This window comes from Nocardia sp. BSTN01, assembly GCF_015354405.1.
Classification (GTDB): Bacteria; Actinomycetota; Actinomycetes; order Mycobacteriales; family Mycobacteriaceae; genus Nocardia.
The window spans coordinates 20,474-38,062 of the sequence record NZ_JADKYP010000060.1 but is presented as its reverse complement, the minus strand read 5'-3'; the positions used below and the strand labels follow the sequence as shown (position 1 = coordinate 38,062).

Sequence of the window (17,589 nt, the reverse complement as noted above, 5' to 3'; positions counted from 1 at the left end):
CCACTACTCCGAGATTCAGGGTTCGGGCTTCCGCACCCTCGAGGAGAACCAGAAGGTCGAATTCGAGGTCGGCCAGGGCACCAAGGGCCCGCAGGCCACCGGAGTTCGCGCGCTCAGCTGAGCGAGTAACCCAACAAGGTCTGATCTCGTCCCTCACCGCGAGCACGCGGTGAGGGACGAGTCATTTGCGGGGGAAGTAGACTCGATCGAAAACCGGGGCTTTTCGATCTGATCGAGTTGCCCACAAGGGGGTTTTTCTGCAGTTCGCAGCCATTTCGGTTCGGACGGTACCGACGGTGAAGTGCCGCGCAGAACAGCCGAGACTCCTGGGTCGCGGGTCCGCAGTGCGGACTCCACGACAGCGAAACACGGTATAAACGTCTCTGGCGGGAGACATTTGTCTCTCCCTCTTGCCCCAGCCGCGCGCCGCGCGCCTGCGCCGCGCGGGTCGACAGGAAAGGTGTGTTCGCCGGTGGCAACACGAGACCGCGGTGCATCGCCGACTCCCGATGCGGCCTCCGCCGGGCCCGATGCGGCCGCAGTCGGCCGGGGGCGTCCCCTGCGTCGTCTCGTCATCGTCGAGTCGCCGACCAAGGCACGCAAGATCGCGCCCTATCTGGGCCGCGGTTATACGGTCGAGGCGTCCGTCGGCCATATCCGGGATCTTCCGCGCGGTGCCGCGGATGTGCCGGCCAAATACAAAGGCCAGTCCTGGGCCCGGCTGGGTGTCGACGTCGACAACGATTTCGAGCCGATCTATGTCGTCAGTCCGGACAAGAAGGCCAAGGTCTCGGAGCTGAAGACGCTCCTGCGCGACGCCGACGAGCTCTATCTGGCCACCGACCCCGACCGGGAGGGCGAGGCCATCGCCTGGCACCTGCTCGAGACGCTGAAGCCGAAGATTCCGGTCCGGCGCATGGTGTTCCACGAAATCACCGAGCCGGCCATCCGCGCCGCCGCGGCCGATACCCGCGAACTCGACAACGACCTGGTCGACGCGCAGGAAACCCGGCGCATCCTCGACCGCCTCTACGGCTACGAGGTCAGCCCCGTGCTGTGGAAGAAGGTCATGCCGCGGCTGTCGGCGGGCCGGGTGCAGTCGGTGGCGACCCGGATCGTCGTGCAGCGCGAGCGGGAGCGCATCGCGTTCCGTTCCGCGGAGTACTGGGATATCGCGGCGAAATTCGACGCCGGCGGCCGGGAGAGCGACGAGGCCAATCCGCGGATCTTCGGTGCGCGACTGGTCACCGTCGACGGTTCCCGCGTCGCGGGCGGCCGGGATTTCGGATCCGACGGTCAGCTCAAGACCCGCAACGGTGTCACCATCCTCGACGAAGCCGCGGCACGGCGGCTGGCCGCCGCGCTGGAGAAGGCGGATTTCCAGGTCACCTCGGTCGAGTCCAAGCCGTACACCCGGCGGCCCTATGCGCCCTTCATGACCTCGACGCTGCAGCAGGAGGCCGCGCGCAAACTCCGGTTCGGTTCCGAGCGGACGATGCGGGTGGCGCAGCGGCTGTACGAGAACGGCTACATCACCTATATGCGTACCGACTCCACGACGCTGTCGGAGTCGGCGATCAGCGCGGCGCGGGCGCAGGCGACCCAGTTGTACGGACCGGAGTTCGTGCATCCGACGCCCCGGCAATACACCCGCAAGGTCAAGAACGCGCAGGAGGCGCACGAGGCGATTCGGCCCGCCGGTGACACCTTCGCCACGCCGGGCCAGCTGCACGCCCGGCTGGATCAGGACGAATTCCGGCTCTACGAGCTGATCTGGCAGCGCACGGTCGCCTCGCAAATGGCCGACGCGCGCGGCACCACGCTGACGGTCCGGATCACCGGCCGCGCCGGCACCGGCGAGGAATGCGTGTTCTCCGCGTCCGGACGCACCATCACCTTCGCGGGCTTCCTCAAGGCCTACGTGGAAAGTGTCGACGAGGACGCGGGCGGTCAGTCCGACGATGCGGAATCGCGGCTGCCCGCGCTGACCGAGGGCCAGAACGTCAACGCCACCGAGCTGACGCCCGACGGGCACACCACCAACCCGCCCCCGCGCTACAACGAGGCCTCGTTGATCAAGGCGCTGGAGGAACTGGGCATCGGTCGTCCGTCGACCTACGCCTCGATCATCAAGACCATCCTGGACCGCGGCTACGTCTACAAACGCGGTAGCGCGCTGGTGCCGTCCTGGGTGGCCTTCGCGGTGGTCGGGCTGTTGGAGGAATATTTCGGCCGCCTGGTCGACTTCGACTTCACCGCGGCGATGGAAGACGACCTCGACGCCATCGCCGGCGGTCGCGAGCAGCGCGGAAACTGGCTGACCAGCTTCTACTTCGGTGGTGACCACGGCGCCGAGGGGTCGGTGGCGCGCTCCGGTGGTCTGAAGCGGATGGTCGGTGAGCGGCTCGACGATATCGATGCCCGCGAGGTCAACTCGATCAAGATGTTCACCGACGATCAGGACCGCGACATCGTGGTCCGAGTCGGGCGCTTCGGTCCGTATCTGGAGCGCATGGTCCAGAACCCGGACGATCCGGATGGCGATCCGGTTTCCCAGCGCGCCAATCTGCCCGACGATCTGCCGCCGGACGAGTTGACGCCCGAGGTGGCGGAGAAGCTGTTCGCGACCCCACAGGAGGGGCGCTCGCTCGGTGTGGATCCCGAAACGGGGCATCGGATCGTGGCCAAGGAGGGCCGCTTCGGGCCGTATGTCACCGAAATCCTGCCCGAGCCGGAGGCCGATCTCGACGCCAAGAAAGGCGCCAAGAAGGCAGCCGCGCCCAAACCGCGGACCGGCTCGCTGCTCAAGTCGATGGATCTGTCGACCATCACCCTCGAGGACGCGTTGAAACTGCTGTCGCTGCCTCGCGTGGTCGGCAAGGATCCCGAATCGGGCGACGAGATCACCGCGCAGAACGGCCGCTACGGCCCGTATCTGAAGAAGGGCACGGACTCTCGCTCCCTCGCCACCGAGGATCAGATCTTCACCGTGACCTTGGACGAGGCATTGAAGATCTACGCCGAACCGAAGCGGCGCGGACGCCAGGCGGCGAGTGCGGCGCCGCTGCGTGAGATGGGCAACGATTCCGCCACCGGCAAGCCGATGGTGATCAAGGACGGGCGGTTCGGTCCGTATGTCACCGACGGCGAAACCAATGCCAGCCTGCGCAAGGGTGACGAGGTGGAGTCGATCACCGATGAGCGGGCCTCCGAGCTCCTCGCCGATCGCCGGGCCAAGGGGCCGGTGAAGAAGGCGGCCAAGAAGACCGCGAAGAAGGCGCCTGCCAAGAAGACCGCGGCGAAGTCGACGGCCAAGAAGACCACCGCGACCGCGAAGAAGACCACCGCGAAGAAGACCGCGGCCAAGAAGGCACCCGCGAAGAAGGCCGCGGCGAAGTCGACGGCCGAGTCGTAGCGGGCGTCGTCGTAGCGGGTGGCGTCGCAGCAGGCGGCTGCTCGGTGCCGGTCGGCTTGTCGGTGCGGCCGATTAGGGTGTAGCGCGTGGCAGGTGTCTTCGATCGGCTCGTGGGCCAGGACGCGGTCGAGTCCGAGTTGACCGCTGCCGCCGTGGCGGCGCGCACCGGGATCGCGTCCTCGGCGATGACGCACTCCTGGCTGTTCACCGGTCCGCCCGGATCCGGCAGATCCGTTGCGGCACTGTGCTTTGCGGCCGCCCTGCAATGTACGGCCGAGGGCACGCCGGGCTGCGGTCACTGCCATGCCTGCACCACCACCATGGCCGGTACCCACGGCGATGTCCGCCGGGTGATTCCGGAGGGGCTGAGCATCGGCACCAAGGAAATGCGTGAGATCGTGCAGGTCGCGGCCCGCCGTCCCAGCACCGGGCGGTGGCAGGTGGTGGTGATCGAGGATGCCGACCGATTGACCGAGGCCGCGGGCAACGTACTGCTGAAGGTGGTCGAGGAACCGCCCGAACGGACCGTATTCCTGCTGTGCGCACCGTCGGTGGACCCGGAAGACATCTCGGTCACGCTGCGATCCCGCTGCCGGCATGTCCACCTGGTCACGCCGTCCGTGGACGCCATCGCGCAGGTATTGCGCGAGCGCGACGGGCTGAGTCCGGACCAGGCGGCATGGGCGGCCTCGGTGAGCGGCGGTCATGTCGGCCGCGCCCGCCGGCTCGCGACCGACGAGCAGGCCCGCACCCGCCGGACCCGTGCACTGTCGCTGGTCTCGGCGGTCACTCGTCCGGCGGCCGCCTATGCCGCCGGTGACGAGCTGGTCAAATCCGCCGAGGAGGAGGCCAAGCAGGTCAGCGCGGAACGCGACGAGCGCGAACGCGACGAGCTGGCGACCGCGCTGGGCGCCGGCGGCACCGGGAAGGGCGCCGCCTCGGCGACCCGCGGTTCCGCGGGTGTGCTGAAGGACCTCGAGCGCCGGCAGAAATCCCGTGCGACCCGTACCAGCCGCGACGCCCTCGACCGGGCGCTGATCGATGTCGCGGGCCTGTACCGCGACGCGCTGGCCCTGCGTTTCGGCACCTCCGCCACGAATCCGTCCCCGGCGATCACTCTGACCCACCCCGACCTGTCGGATCAGATCCGCGATCTGGCCGACGAGGTGCGACCCGAGGGGCTGTTGCGTTCCATCGAGGCCGTCCTCGCCTGCCGCGAGGCTCTCGACCTGAACGTCAAGCCGCGCTTCGCCATCGCGGCGATGGTCGCGGGTCTCATCGCGGCCCGCTCCGCCTGATCGACCGGCACGACAGACGCCGCCTGGGCCGACTGGCTCGACGGACACCACACCGCCGACGGCGGCGCCTGGCTGATGATCGCCCGCAAGGGTTCGTCCGCGCCCCTGATCACCATCGACGAGGCGGCCGAGGTGGCCCTGTGCTACGGCTGGATCGACGGTCACCGGCGCGCTCACGACGACCGCTCGTTCCTGCAGCGCTACTCGCCCCGGCGTCCCGGCAGCACCTGGTCCCAGGTGAACGTCGCGCGAGCCGAGGCGTTGATCGCCACGGGCCGGATGCGTCCACCCGGCCTCCGCGCGATCGAGGCCGCCCGCGCCGACGGGCGCTGGGACGCCGCGTACGCGCCCCAGCGCTCGGCACCCGTCCCGCCCGAGCTGGCCGAGGCACTGGCCGCGGATACCGCGACGGCCGATCGCTTCGCCGCTCTGGACCGAACCGCCCGCTACCTACTGGTCCTACCCCTGCTGAAGGCCCGGACACCGACCACCAAGTCCCGCCGCTTGGCCGAGATCATGTCGACGCTGCAGCGATGACCTGCCGTTTTCGTGTTCGGTCACCGAAGACGATAGACTCGCACCGCCGAAAGGCACGCCGCCTTAGCTCAGTCGGTAGAGCGCTTCACTCGTAATGAAAAGGTCGGGGGTTCGATTCCCCCAGGCGGCTCCACCTTTTTCTCGCGCAGAGAGCCGTTGACGACAGTTGTCGACGACAATCCAGGCGTCGCCACCGAACAATCCATCCATGCCGGCGACCGCATCCCGCTGCACCTTCTCGATCACTTCCAAGTAGAACCGCGTGGTGGTCGTGATCGAGGCATGGCGCAGAATCCGCTGCACCGTCGCGATGTCCGCGCCCTGAGTGAACAGCAGGGGCGCGCAGGAGTGACGAAGATCATGGAAGCGGATCGGCCGCAGGTCGGCCCGCTTCACTAATGCCGTGAATGCCCGGTTGACGTTCCACGGTTCCAGCGGTGCGTGCTCGGGTGTCTTCGTCGCCGGCGGCGTTGTCGTCGTGGAAGACGCGTAGCGCGGTCACGGCGGCGGGAAAAATATGGGATGTGTCGGAATTCCGGCGCGATGAATGAATGGGAATATTCAGCTTCGACATTCTGCTCGGGTTCGATCGAATTGATATTTCCGATCCCCGCCACGGTGATTTCCGCGGCTGGTTCGGTCGGGTGTCGGTGCAGCGGCTGTACTGCCTCGTCAGCGGCTGCCGGGTGGTGGTGGCTCTCCACTCGCAGGTCGTTCTCGCTGGTCAGCGGGGGTTAGGGCGGCGCGAAAATGGAGCAGAGCGGACACTGCCAGGGAATTCCCGGTCGCCGGCTTTTGCGGCGGCAGGGCGTGTCAAGTCGTATACTCCCGTTATGGCGGATGATCAGTCCTCCACAGAATTTCCCGAGGCGCCCGTTCTGGTGGTGCAAACGCGAGAGCGCGTCTATCGGCTGCACGCGGGAGGTTCATACAATGTCGGCCGCGATCTGGCGGCCGACGTCGTGGTGACCGATCCGCGGGTATCTTCCGTGCACGCCGTCTTGGAGCGCGGGTCGGACGGTTGGGAAATCGAGGACGCGCACAGCCTCAACGGCACCTTTTTCGACGGTCGGCGCGTCGATCGGATGCTGATCGATCATGACGAGACGTTCCAGCTCGGCCACGCCGTGAACGGCGAGCAGTTGGCCTGTTCGGTGGAGGGGCGACAAGGACAGCACGGCCGCGAGTCGTCCGGCGATATCGGCGGCGACACGATGCTCGTCCCCGATCCCGGCTACCAGCTCGACGATGAAGCCACGGTGACGACGCCCCATCCGGGGGGCCGCCCCCGGCGGATTGCGCGGTCGTCGCCTCCGGCGGCTCACCCCAGCGCGGTCGTCCCGATCGTCTCGGACACACTCCGGATCGGGCGGGCCTCCGACAACGACATCGTCGTGCCCGACCTCATGGTCTCCCGTCATCACGCCGAACTGCGAGTGACCGGCGCAGGCCGGTATCGGGTCGTCGACCTCGACAGTCACAACGGCACCTACGTCAACGGCGCCCGGGTCGATTCGGCGGACCTGTCCGAATCCGACCTGATCGGCATGGGGCATACCACCTACCGGCTGGTCGGCGATGAACTGCGGGAGTACGTCGACACCGGTGACGTGTCGGTCTCGGTGCAGAACCTCATCGTGCGGACACCGGAAGGCAAGGTTCTCCTCGACGAGGTGAGTTTCCCGATTCCGCAGCGCTCGCTCGTCGGGGTCATCGGACCCAGCGGAGCGGGCAAATCGACGTTGCTCGGCGCGGTGACCGGGTTGCGTCCGGCGACAGAGGGGACGGTTCGTTACGACGGACGTGACCTCTACACCGACTACGACGAACTCCGCCACCGCATCGGACTGGTTCCGCAAGAAGACATCCTGCACAGCCAACTTCCGACCCGGCGTGCGCTACTGTACGCGGCTGAACTCCGCTTCCCCGGTGACACGCGCCCCGAGGAGCGCGAGCAGCGGGTCGATGAGGTCCTCGCCGAGCTCGGCTTGTCCCGGCATGCCGACACCCGCATCGACAGGCTCTCCGGTGGCCAGCGCAAACGGGTGAGCGTCGCACTGGAGTTGCTGACCAAACCGTCCCTGCTGTTCCTCGACGAGCCGACCTCCGGCCTCGACCCGGGCCTGGACAAGACGGTCATGGAAATGCTGTCCGAACTGGCCCACGACGGGCGCACCGTGATCGTCGTCACCCATAGTGTCGCGAACCTCGATTCCTGCGACCGCCTCCTCGTGCTGGTACCCGGCGGTCGGCTGGCCTATTACGGACCGCCCGCGGAGGGGTTGCAGCAGTTCGGGCAGCGCGGTTGGGCCGAGGTGTTTCAGTCCTTCGACCGCGAGGAGGACCGCGACTGGGCTGCTGAATTCCGGGAATCGCCACGCTTCGAGCAGTACGTGGAGGTCGGGCCGACCGACGATGTCGGCCCGGCGGACGTACACGCACCGGCACCCCCGCCCGCGTCGCAGTCCAAGCTCAGCCAGCTCAGTACGGTGTGCCGGCGATACGTGGCGGTCATCGCCTCGGACCGAAGTTACCTGGCGCTGCTCGGCGTGATGCCACTGATTCTCGGTGGCTTGATCGCCGCGGTGCCGTCGGGCGAGGGTTTCACCGGGGCGCCCGGAACCAACAGCGATGCCCCCACCAAGCTCATGATCTTGGCATTCGGTGCCTGTTTCATCGGCACCGGCAACTCGATTCGCGAGATCGTCAAGGAGCGGACGATCTACCGCAGAGAACGCGCGGCCGGACTGTCCGCAGGGGTTTACCTGATGTCGAAGCTCCTGGTCTTGGGCGTGATCACCATCCTGCAGGCGGTGGTGCTGTTCGTGATCGGCACCATCGGGGTGAGCATGCCGGCGGAAGGCGTATTCACCTCGGTCCCGCTGGAGTTGATCCTGGCGATGGCGATGCTCGGCATCGCCTCGCTGGCGTTGGGCTTGCTGGTCTCGGTGTCGGTCAACACCTCGGAGAAGACGCTGCCACTGCTGATTGTGCTGTCCATGGCGCAACTGGTGTTCACCGGCGGTATGGTACGGCTGCCCGGCGTCCCGGTTCTGCAACAGCTGTCCTACCTGTCGCCGTCCCGCTGGGGCTACGCTGCGACAGCGGCCACCCTCGACCTGGACACCCTGTCGCCGCACGAGGGCGCACCCGACCCGCTGTGGCGACATGCCCTGGGCACGTGGCTGCTCGACATGGGGGTCGTCGCCGGCCTGGGGGCCGTCTTCCTCGCGCTGGCCGGATACCGGCTGTATCAGCTGCGTCCACGGCGGCGCGGCGCCCGCCCCGCGCGGATTTGACGCCGACAAAACCGATTACGGCACGACCTCGAAGACGTCGCCCGGATCGACGTAGTCATAGAAGGCCTCGGCGCCCCGAGGGGCGCCCGGAGGCAGCCGTGCGATTTCTCCTCGATCGGACCGCCTCTCGGGGATGATGGTGTTGGGTGTGGCGGATTGCATCCGACCGGCCACTGTGCGGTTCGGATTCGACAGGAGCGGATATGACCGACGGCTCCGGCTCAGACAGCGGCTTCGGACGATCAACGGCCGGACTCGGCTCCGGCGCGGTGGCCGCCTTCGCAGCCGCGTGGGAATCGGCTGCCCCCGCCCCGGCCATCAGCGATTACCTGCCCGACGCGGAGACCTTGCGCTTGGACGCGTTGATCGAACTGATCCGCGTCGACCTGCGCCAGCGCTGGCTGCGCCGGCCCGCGCTCACGCCGTCCGGCGGACCCGAGCCGCCCCGCAAGCGGCTGCGGAACTACTGCGCGGAATTCGCCGAGCTGTCGCCGGACCGCGTTCCGGCCAGCCTGGTCTATGAGGAGTTCGTGATCCGCCGGCACAGCGGCGAGCGGGTCGACCCGCGCGAATATCTGCGCGAATATCCCGCGCAAGCGCCCGAGCTGAGCGAGTTGCTCAATGCCGACGACGAGGATCGGACCACTCAACGCGCCGGTGCGGACCCGACTGTCGTCGCCTCGACCATGGTCTCCCCCGAAGGCACCCGCACCACGGGCGACCTGTTCGCCGAACAGGAGACGACGGGATCGCAGGTCGCTCGGCTGGACAGCATCCGGGTAGGCGATTGCATCGATGATTTCGATCTGCTCACCGGTCTGGGGAGCGGAGCCTTCGCGCGGGTGTTCCTGGCCCGGCAGCGCTCGCTGCAGCGGCTGGTGGCGGTGAAGGTCTCCGCCGACCGCGGCACCGAACCGCAGACGCTGGCCCAGCTCGACCACGACTACATCGTCCGGATCTTCGACCAGCGGCTGCTGGGCGAACCGGACCCGCACGGCGATTCCCGCAGCCGCCGACTGCGGCTGCTGTACATGCAGTTTCTGCCTGGTGGCACTCTGCTGGATGTGTTGCGCCGGGTCCGGTCCACCCCTGCCGACCAGCGCAGCGGTCGGTTGCTGCTGGCCGCGGTCGACGCCGCGATGGAGGAGAAGGGTGAGATCCGCCCGACCGATTCCAGCGTGCGCGCCGAGATCGCGGCGCTGTCGTGGCCGGAAACCGTGGCCTGGCTGGGCCGCCGGCTCGCCGAGGCGCTGGCCTACGCCGACGAGCACGGCGTGCTGCATCGCGACGTCAAACCGGCGAACGTGCTGCTCACCGCGGAGGCGGTGCCGAAACTCGCCGATTTCAACATCAGTTTCAGCCGTGAGGTTGCCGGCGCCAATCCGGTGGCGTACTTCGGTGGGTCGCTGTCGTACATGTCGCCGGAACAGTTGGAGGCCTGCCATCCCGGCTACCGCCGTTCCGCCGACGATCTGGATACCCGTTCCGACATCTACTCGCTGGGTGTGGTGCTGTGGGAGCTGTTGACCGGTGCCAAGCCGTTCGACGACAGCACCGCGGGTGAGCGTAGCGACTCCACCGCGCTGGGGGCGATGCTCGCACGTCGTCGTGCCGGTGTGGATTCGGCTGCGCTGCAACGAGTTCCGCCCGATTGTCCGGCGACACTGTGCAGGGTGTTGCGGACCTGCCTGGCGCCCACGCGTGACAAGCGGTGGTCCAACGGCAACGAACTGGCCCAGCAGTTCGAACTGTGCCTGGACGCGCGGGCCCGCGAACTGGTGGATCCGGCGCCCACCAGCTGGCGTTTCCGGGCGCGGAGGTGGCTGGTGCCGCTGGTGCTGCTGGCCTATGGCACCCCGAATGTGCTTGCGGCCGTGTACAACACGGTGCACAATCGAACCCTGATAATCGACCGGATGAGTGAGCCCGCCCAACATACATGGTGGATTTTCACCAGCACGGTGAACGCGGTCTTCTTCCCGGTGGGCATCGTGACCGTGATGTACTTGTCGCGCTATCTACTCACCGTTCCGCGCGGTATGCGGCGCGGACGCGACTATGACTCCCGGATACTCGCCCGAGCCAGATCCGATGCCCTGCTGTTCGGTGATCGGTGTGTGGTGGTGGCGTTCTCGCTCTGGAGCCTGTCGGCGATTCTGTTCCCGCTCGTGCTGCACTTCGCGACCCACGAGCTCACCGGACAGGAGATGGTGCACTTCGTGGGCGGGCTGCTGGTGTGCGGCGCGATGGCGGTGGCATATCCGTTCTTCCTGGTGACGTTCTACATGGTCCGCTGCGTCTACCCGCTGTTTCTCCGGCACGGCGACATCAGCCCCGAGGATGCGGTGCACCTGCGCCGGCTCGATCGCCGCTGCAACGGATATCTCGCGGTGGCGGCGTCGGTGCCCCTGCTGGCGGTGGCCGGGGTGACATTCCTGCCGCTGAGCGATACTCCGAAGATCATCGTCGCGGTGCGGGTGTTGTGCGTGGGGTCCATCGTCGCCTTCGTGGTCGCCTATGTGCTGTTCCGGGCGCTCGAGGCCGATCTGCGCGCACTGGAGCGAGTGGTGGATCCCGAACATCAGGCGGCTGCCGGTCGGCGATGAGTTCCCGGAACTCGCCGACTTCTCGACGCTCCGGTCAGCGAATCGCCCACGTGATGAAGAGAGTTCGTTTCACTCCCGGATATGCGGGTATCGGATGGTTCGAGCCACCGCTGATCGCAGCCGGTCGCCGGATCGGTGCGAGGTGAGCGAAAGTGAGGAGATTGCTGTGATCACTCTCGGGGTTGTGCTTCTGGTTCTCGGTTTCCTGCTCGGGATTCCGATCCTGTGGACACTGGGCATCATCGCGCTGGTCGTGGGGGCGGCGCTGGCTCTGCTGGGAGCGCTGGGCCGCCCGGTGGCCGGCCGCGCGCACTACTACTGACGCACTCGTCCGCCGCGGACCGTGCGCGGCAGCGGCGTGACAACGCGACCGCCCCGGAAGCCGATTTCCGGGGCGGTTTCACATCTGTGGTGGGTCTCAGCGCAGCAGGAATTCCGTGGTGATCCGCTCGAACGCCTCCTTGGCCTCGATCATCACCCAGTGCCCGCAGTTCGGGAAGATGTGCAGTTCGGCGTTGGGAATCAGGCGCATGGGAATCATCGGCATATCGGGTGGGCACTGGCGGTCGTCGCGACCCCAGGTCAGCAGGGTGGGGCACTGCACCGTGCCCAGCATGGACCAGTACGGCGGCACTCCGGAGGTTCTCCCGCGCGGTCCCCTCGTAACTCACATCCATGCCGCCACACTAGAACAGGTTTCAGTTCGGTGGCGGCGTCCGTCATGCCAGCAGGACGTGCTGGCGGACGTCGATGTAGCCGTCGCGGAAGAGGTCGGCGCAGCCGGTCAGGTAGCGGATATAGCGGTCGTAGACGGCGGGGGAGGTGAGGGCGACGGCTTCGGGCCGGTGGTCTCGGAGGGCCTGTCCCCAGAGGTCGAGGGTGTGGGCGTAGTGCGGCTGCAGCGATTGGACGTCGTCCAGGGTGAAGCCGGCCCGTCCGGCGTATTCGCCGATCCATTGGGGCTGCGGAAGTTGACCGCCGGGGAAGATCTCGTCGATGACGAACTTGCTGAATGCCAGATATTCGTGGGTGACGGGGATGCCCATCTCACGGAGCTGGTGGCGGTGGAAGCCGATGATGGTGTGCAGCATCATGCGGCCGTCCGGGGGCAGCAGGTGGTTACAGCGGTCGAAGAACGCGTCGTAGCGTTCGCGCCGGAAATGTTCGAAGGCTCCGATCGAGACGATCCGGTCGACCGGATGGTCGAATTCCTCCCAGCCGCGCAGATACACCTCGCCGGTGCCGGGCGGCAGCCGGTCCAGCAGCTCCCGCACGTGCTCGAACTGGTTGCGGCTCAGCGTCAGGCCGATCACGCGCACGTCGTATTTCTCGACGGCGCGCAGCATGGTCGAACCCCAGCCGCAGCCGATGTCGAGCAGGGTCATCCCCGGATACAGATCGCATTTGCCGAGCGACAGGTCGATCTTGGCGAGCTGTGCCTGTTCCAGGGTGAGGTCCGGTTCGCGGAAGTACGCGCAACTGTAGGTGCGCGTGGGATCCAGGAAGAGGGCGAAGAAATCGTCGGACAGGTCGTAGTGGGCCTGCACGTCGGCGTAGAACGGTGACAGATCGGTCATGGTGACCTCTGATGGTCGGTTTCGGGAAACGTCCTGTCTCTGATACGAGGTACCCCGGCGGTGGGTTCGACCCGGCCGCCGCACCATGTGCGCTCGACCAGTATGCGCCTCTCGCTCCTGCGCAGGGACGCGATCGGCGGATCGGCCGAGGTCCGGGCATGTGGCCGCCGAGTCTGTCAGTCGCTCCCGCGCGCCGTCCCGCTGTCCCACGCGCGGCGTCGAAGCAGGCGCAGACCGTTGAGTCCGACGACGACCGTGGAACCCTCGTGACCGGCCACGCCCAGCGGGAGCGGAAGATGGCCGACGAGATCCCAGGTGATCAGGACGGCTATGAAGGTCGCGGCGATGATCAGATTGGCTATCACGGTGCGGCGCGCGCGGCGCGAGAGGGCGATGACTGCGGGGACGGTGGTCAGGTCGTCGCGGATGACGACCGCGTCGGCGGTGTGCAGGGTGAGGTCGGATCCGTTGCCGCCCATGGCGATTCCGGCATGCGCGGCGGCGAGCGCGGGGGCGTCGTTGATGCCGTCGCCCACGGCGGTGACCCGGTCGCCCGCGGCTTCCAGTGCTTCGATCGCGGCGACCTTACCTTCCGGCAGCAGCTCCGCCCGCACATCGGTGAGTCCGAGCCGGCCGGCGAGCTGCCGGGCGGCGGCGAGATTGTCTCCGGTGAGCAGAACCGGTGCGGCACCGGTGATTTCGGCGAGCGCCGCGACGGAGTCGGCCGCTTCGGGACGCGCCTGATCGGTGAGGCCGAGAATCGCGATCGGCCTGCGCTCGCGCCGCACGATCACCGCGGTATGTCCCGCGCCTTGTATCTCGGCAACGACCGCCGCGGCGTCCGTGTCACCCGAATTCAGCAGTGCCGCAGGCGATCCCACTTCGATGACCGGACCTTCCACGGTGGCGGTGACACCGCGCCCGGGGTGCGCGGTGAAGTGGTCGACCGCAGGCACGGCGAGCCCGCGTTCGTGACAGGCGCGCACGACCGCGCTGGCCAGCGGATGCTCGCTGGAGTATTCCGCGCCCGCCGCCCAGCGCAGGACCTCCTCGGCCGTACCCGGGCAATCGGGCAGCACTCGGATATCGGTGAGTTCCGGGACGCCGCGGGTGAGCGTGCCGGTCTTGTCGAAGGCCACGCGAGTGGTGCTGCCCAGCCGTTCCATCACGACCGCGGATTTCACCAGCACGCCGTGCCTGCCGGCGTTGGCGATCGCGGCGAGCAGCGGCGGCATGGTGGACAGCACCACCGCGCACGGTGAGGCGACGATCATGAACGTCATGGCCCGAAGCAGCGAATCGCGCAGCGCCGCACCGAAGATCAACGGCACGGCGAAGACGGCGAGCGTCACCGCGACCATGCCCACCGAATAGCGCTGCTCGATTTTCTCGATGAACAGCTGCGCCCGCGCCTTGGTCCGGCCGGCCTGTTCGACCAGGGCGGCGATCCGGGCCACCACCGAATCCTCGGCCCGGCGCCCGACCCGCACGCGCAGTACGCCGGTGCCGTTCGAGGTTCCGGCGAACACCTCGTCACCGGGTGTTTTGTCCACCGGCATGGGCTCGCCGGTGATGGTCGCCTGGTCGACCTCGCTCGCGCCCGCCACGACCGCGCCGTCGGCCGCGATGCGATCTCCGGGACGGACCAGGATCATATCGCCCACCTCCAGATCCGCTGCCCTGACGGTTGTTTCGCCGCCGTCGTCGATCCGGGTGGCGGTGTCGGGCGCCAGATCGAGCAGGCCGCGTACCGAATCCTCGGTGCGCGCGGTCGCGAACGCCTCCAGTGCGCCCGAGGTGGCGAAGATGACGATCAGCAGTGCGCCGTCGGTGATCTGCCCGATCGCGGCGGCGCCGATCGCGGCCACCACCATCAGCAGATCGACGTCCAGCGTCCTTTCACGCAGGGCGCGCACTCCGGCCAGGGCGGGTTCCCAGCCGCCGGTGAGATAGCAGGCCAGATAGAGCGACCACCACACCTCGGGAGGCGTGTGCAGGAGCCGGGCCACCGAGCCGGCCGCGAAGAATAGGAGAGCCGCTGCGGCCCAACGTATTTCGGGAAGCGTGAACAATCGTGTCCGCCGTGCGGGTATCGCCGTGAGCGCGGCGGGACGCGTGGCGGCCGGTGCGGACACGAGGAACCTCCGAAGGTCGGGAGCGGACAACCCGAGAATAACAGAACACGTGAAGAGGTCTTCATATATACCTGGTCGGCTAAACTCCACGGTTATGGGACATGGCGTCGAGGGCCGCGATCGGCCGATTGCCCGGCTGGACAGTGAGTCCGCCGCGCATGTGGCGACCACCCTGCAGGCCCTGGCCACGCCGAGCCGGCTGCTGATCCTCAGTGAATTGCGCCAGGGGCCGCGGCCGGTCTCCGAACTCGCCGAGGCTGTGGGGATGGAACAGTCCGCGGTCTCTCATCAGCTTCGTCTGCTGCGCAACCTCGGGCTCGTCACCGGAACGCGCGCCGGGCGCAGCATCGTCTACAGCCTCTACGACACGCACGTCGCGCAATTGCTGGACGAGGCGGTGTATCACAGCGAGCATCTGCGTCTCGGCCTGTCCGATCGACCGCGAACGGTCGGCTGAGGACGCCTTCGTGGGCCTTCGGTCCCGTGGCGAGCCGGCTCGCGGTGTCTCCGATTTAATTGCGCCGGCAGCAACCGGCCTGCTGTGGCGTCGGTAGATGCGAGCCCTCTGCGCGGCCGTCGACCCGGTTCGTCCGATGTCGCGCCGCTAGCGCGGCCTCCCGTGCGCGATCCATCCCCGTTTCTGTTGACAACACTGCCACCTCTCGCGCACACTGCTCTTATTAGAGAGCGCTGCTCTCAAGTAAGCGAGAGGGCAGTCATGCAGGAACTGTGGAAGTGGGCCAACCTGACCGTCGCGTTCGCCGTGGAACTGGGCGCGCTGGTGGTGCTGGGACTGTGGGGATGGCGCGCCGGTGACAGCACCGTGGTGAAAGTGGTTCTGGCGCTGGGCATCCCGCTGGCCGCCGCGGTGGCGTGGGGAATGTTCGCGGCGCCGAAGGCGAGTTTCGATATTCCGCTGCTCGCGGTGATCACCAAGGTCGTGGTCTTCGGTGGCGCCGCGGCCGCACTGTGGGGACTGGGCCATCGGGTGGCGGCCGTCGTTTTCGCCGGCGTCGTGATCGCGAATCTGCTGGCGATCGAACTGGGCCACCTGAATTCGTAGGTGCGACGGCCCGGCGTCCGAATTCGTAGCGCGCCGGGCCGGCGTCTGAATTCGTTGCGCGCCGGGCCGGCGTCCGAATTCGTCGCGCGCCGGGCCGGCGCCCATGCTCACGGCACGACTTCGAAGACGTCACCCGGATTGACGTAGTCGTAGAAGGCCTTGGCTCCCTCGGGAGTCATCCGGATGCAGCCGTGGGACTGCTCCTCGATGGGCCCGATATGGGTGGCGATATCGCCGTTGAAGAAGACGGCCCACCGCATTTCGGCGTTGTGCATGGTGCTCCAGTGATACGGCTCCTTGAACGCGACGTGGAAGGTGCCGGGCGGTGTTTCGTACCCGGGCCGCCCGTGCGAGATGGGGGTCGGGCCGTAGACCACGCGGCCGTTGTCCATCAGCCAGCCCTCATTGGTCGACAGGCGCAGGCAGGCGCGCGCGGCGGCCGAACACGGAGCCGATATCTGGCCGGGCGGGGAAGGTACGAGTTGCGGAACGCCGGGGATGTCGGGGCCGCCGGGCCACACCGGATCGGCGCCCGCGGGCACCGTGACAGCGAATCCGGCGGCCGCGATCGCGGTTGCGGCCGCCGCTCGGATCGTCCATCGGGTGATGCTCGTGCAGTTCATATGCGTCCGACCTCTCTACCCGGCCCGCTGTCCGGCCGAGCCGGGCGGCGGGCACATTCGTCGACAAGCTGGGACGGCACCGTCAGCGATCGCTGTGTGCTCGATCACAGTGCATAGTTGATCATTGTGACCCGCCGCGGGCCCCGATGGTGCCGAAGAATCCGCCTTGTTATCACAAATCGGGCAGACCGAGTTCCAGGTTGGGTGCGGCGATACCGCCGTCGATCTCGAGAATCTTGCCGGTGAGATAACTGCCCGCGGGGGAGCACAGGTAGACGATGCCGGCCGCGATATCGGTCGGATCGCCCAGCCGATGCAGCGGCGTATCGGCCTCCATCTTCGCCTTGACCTCGGGATTCTGTGCCACGACCTCGAGTGCGGAGGTCAGCACCGAACCGACCGCGATGCCGTTGACCCGGATCCGCGGCGACAGATCCGCGGCGGCCAGCCGGGTCCAGTGCGCGAGCGCCGCCTTGGCCGTGCCGTAGGCGAGGAAGCCGCGCCCGGGCGCCCGGCCCATCATCGAGGAGATGTTGACCACCGAGCCGCCCTCGCCGGCGAGCATATGCGGGACCGCCGCGCGGGTCAGGGCGTGCGCGGTGGAGACATTGAAGCGAAAGGCCTCCTCGAGGAATTCCGGCGAGGTGGTCAGGAAGGTGTTCGGCATGGTGCCGCCGACATTGTTGACCACGATGTCGATGCGGCCGAATTCGGTGGCGGCGGCGTCGGCCAGTGCCGTGACGGCGTCGAGGTCCGACAGATCGCAGGCCACGGGGAGGGCGCGCCGGCCCGCCGCGCGGATCTGCTCGGCGACCGCGTCCAGTTGAGACTGCGTGCGCGCGGCGATCGCGACATCGGCGCCCGCCTCGGCCAGGGCGAGGGCGGTGGCGGCGCCGATACCGCGGCCGGCGCCGGTGACGACGGCGGCGCGGCCGTCGAGTCGGAATTTGTCCAGGATCATCGCTAGTCCTCTCGGTTGTGGTCCTCGCAGTGTTAAGAATTAGCTCTTAACTGTCAAGGACTAGTGCTCAATCCC

The 17,589-nt window shown here is 67.6% G+C and carries 14 protein-coding genes, 1 tRNA gene and 2 pseudogenes; 10 read left to right on the top strand and 7 right to left on the bottom strand.

Annotation, left to right across the window (positions count from 1 at the left end):
• The 5 genes from IRT45_RS30725 to IRT45_RS30705 all read left to right on the top strand — a co-directional run.
• A partial coding sequence (locus IRT45_RS30725; RefSeq protein ID WP_194809300.1) for a cold shock domain-containing protein occupies positions 1-121 on the top strand: 121 nt, incomplete at its 5' end.
• A 438-nt stretch (positions 122-559) separates the two neighbouring features.
• Entirely contained in the window at positions 560-3,415 is a 2,856-nt protein-coding gene (gene topA, locus IRT45_RS30720) for a type I DNA topoisomerase (RefSeq protein WP_228535570.1), read from the top strand.
• Between the two features lie 86 nt (positions 3,416-3,501).
• The gene (locus IRT45_RS30715; protein WP_194809298.1) at positions 3,502-4,713 is read left to right on the top strand and encodes a DNA polymerase III subunit delta'; all 1,212 of its coding nucleotides are present in this window, start codon (positions 3,502-3,504) and stop codon (positions 4,711-4,713) included.
• 75 nt (positions 4,714-4,788) lie between these two features.
• Positions 4,789-5,250 (top strand): YdeI family protein, encoded by a 462-nt coding sequence (locus IRT45_RS30710; RefSeq protein ID WP_194809297.1) that lies wholly within the window; start codon positions 4,789-4,791, stop codon positions 5,248-5,250.
• 57 nt (positions 5,251-5,307) lie between these two features.
• Positions 5,308-5,383, top strand: a tRNA-Thr gene (locus IRT45_RS30705).
• Between the two features lie 173 nt (positions 5,384-5,556).
• Here the strand turns inward: IRT45_RS30705 and IRT45_RS37600 are convergent.
• Positions 5,557-5,646, bottom strand: a pseudogene (locus tag IRT45_RS37600) (hypothetical protein); the annotation flags it as partial.
• Entirely contained in the window at positions 5,609-5,824 is a 216-nt protein-coding gene (locus tag IRT45_RS30695) for a hypothetical protein (protein WP_194809296.1), read from the bottom strand. The pseudogene IRT45_RS37600 and the gene IRT45_RS30695, both read right to left, overlap by 38 nt.
• 259 nt (positions 5,825-6,083) lie before the next feature.
• Between IRT45_RS30695 and IRT45_RS30690 the strand changes: the two genes are divergently transcribed.
• The 3 genes from IRT45_RS30690 to IRT45_RS30680 all read left to right on the top strand — a co-directional run bounded on the left by IRT45_RS30690 (position 6,084) and on the right by IRT45_RS30680 (position 11,477).
• The gene (locus IRT45_RS30690) at positions 6,084-8,549 is read left to right on the top strand and encodes an FHA domain-containing protein (protein ID WP_194809295.1); all 2,466 of its coding nucleotides are present in this window, start codon (positions 6,084-6,086) and stop codon (positions 8,547-8,549) included.
• Between the two features lie 203 nt (positions 8,550-8,752).
• The gene (locus IRT45_RS30685; protein ID WP_194809294.1) at positions 8,753-11,155 is read left to right on the top strand and encodes a serine/threonine-protein kinase; all 2,403 of its coding nucleotides are present in this window, start codon (positions 8,753-8,755) and stop codon (positions 11,153-11,155) included.
• Positions 11,156-11,321: 166 nt separating this feature from the next.
• Positions 11,322-11,477: a DUF6131 family protein gene (locus IRT45_RS30680; RefSeq protein ID WP_086006819.1), complete on the top strand. Its 156-nt coding sequence runs from the start codon at positions 11,322-11,324 to the stop codon at positions 11,475-11,477.
• 96 nt (positions 11,478-11,573) lie between these two features.
• On the opposite strand, the pseudogene IRT45_RS30675 reads toward IRT45_RS30680, so the two are convergent.
• From IRT45_RS30675 to IRT45_RS30665, 3 genes and pseudogenes are all read right to left on the bottom strand, one after another.
• A pseudogene (locus IRT45_RS30675) lies at positions 11,574-11,789 on the bottom strand (alpha/beta fold hydrolase); the annotation flags it as partial.
• An 85-nt stretch (positions 11,790-11,874) separates the two neighbouring features.
• Positions 11,875-12,732 (bottom strand): cyclopropane mycolic acid synthase family methyltransferase, encoded by an 858-nt coding sequence (locus tag IRT45_RS30670; protein WP_194809293.1) that lies wholly within the window; start codon positions 12,730-12,732, stop codon positions 11,875-11,877.
• Between the two features lie 176 nt (positions 12,733-12,908).
• Positions 12,909-14,867, bottom strand: coding sequence for a heavy metal translocating P-type ATPase (locus tag IRT45_RS30665; protein WP_309241227.1), 1,959 nt, complete (start codon positions 14,865-14,867; stop codon positions 12,909-12,911).
• A 94-nt stretch (positions 14,868-14,961) separates the two neighbouring features.
• On the opposite strand from IRT45_RS30665, the gene IRT45_RS30660 reads away from it, so the two are divergent.
• Both IRT45_RS30660 and IRT45_RS30655 read left to right on the top strand, forming a co-directional pair.
• Positions 14,962-15,324 (top strand): metalloregulator ArsR/SmtB family transcription factor, encoded by a 363-nt coding sequence (locus IRT45_RS30660; protein WP_194809292.1) that lies wholly within the window; start codon positions 14,962-14,964, stop codon positions 15,322-15,324.
• A 261-nt stretch (positions 15,325-15,585) separates the two neighbouring features.
• Entirely contained in the window at positions 15,586-15,930 is a 345-nt protein-coding gene (locus IRT45_RS30655) for a YrdB family protein (RefSeq protein ID WP_194809291.1), read from the top strand.
• A gap of 107 nt (positions 15,931-16,037) precedes the next feature.
• Here IRT45_RS30655 and IRT45_RS30650 read toward each other — a convergent pair whose 3' ends face one another.
• Positions 16,038-16,553, bottom strand: coding sequence for a L,D-transpeptidase (locus IRT45_RS30650; protein WP_051024145.1), 516 nt, complete (start codon positions 16,551-16,553; stop codon positions 16,038-16,040).
• A 172-nt stretch (positions 16,554-16,725) separates the two neighbouring features.
• Positions 16,726-17,514: an SDR family oxidoreductase gene (locus IRT45_RS30645; protein WP_194809290.1), complete on the bottom strand. Its 789-nt coding sequence runs from the start codon at positions 17,512-17,514 to the stop codon at positions 16,726-16,728.
• Positions 17,515-17,589 lie beyond the last annotated feature (75 nt).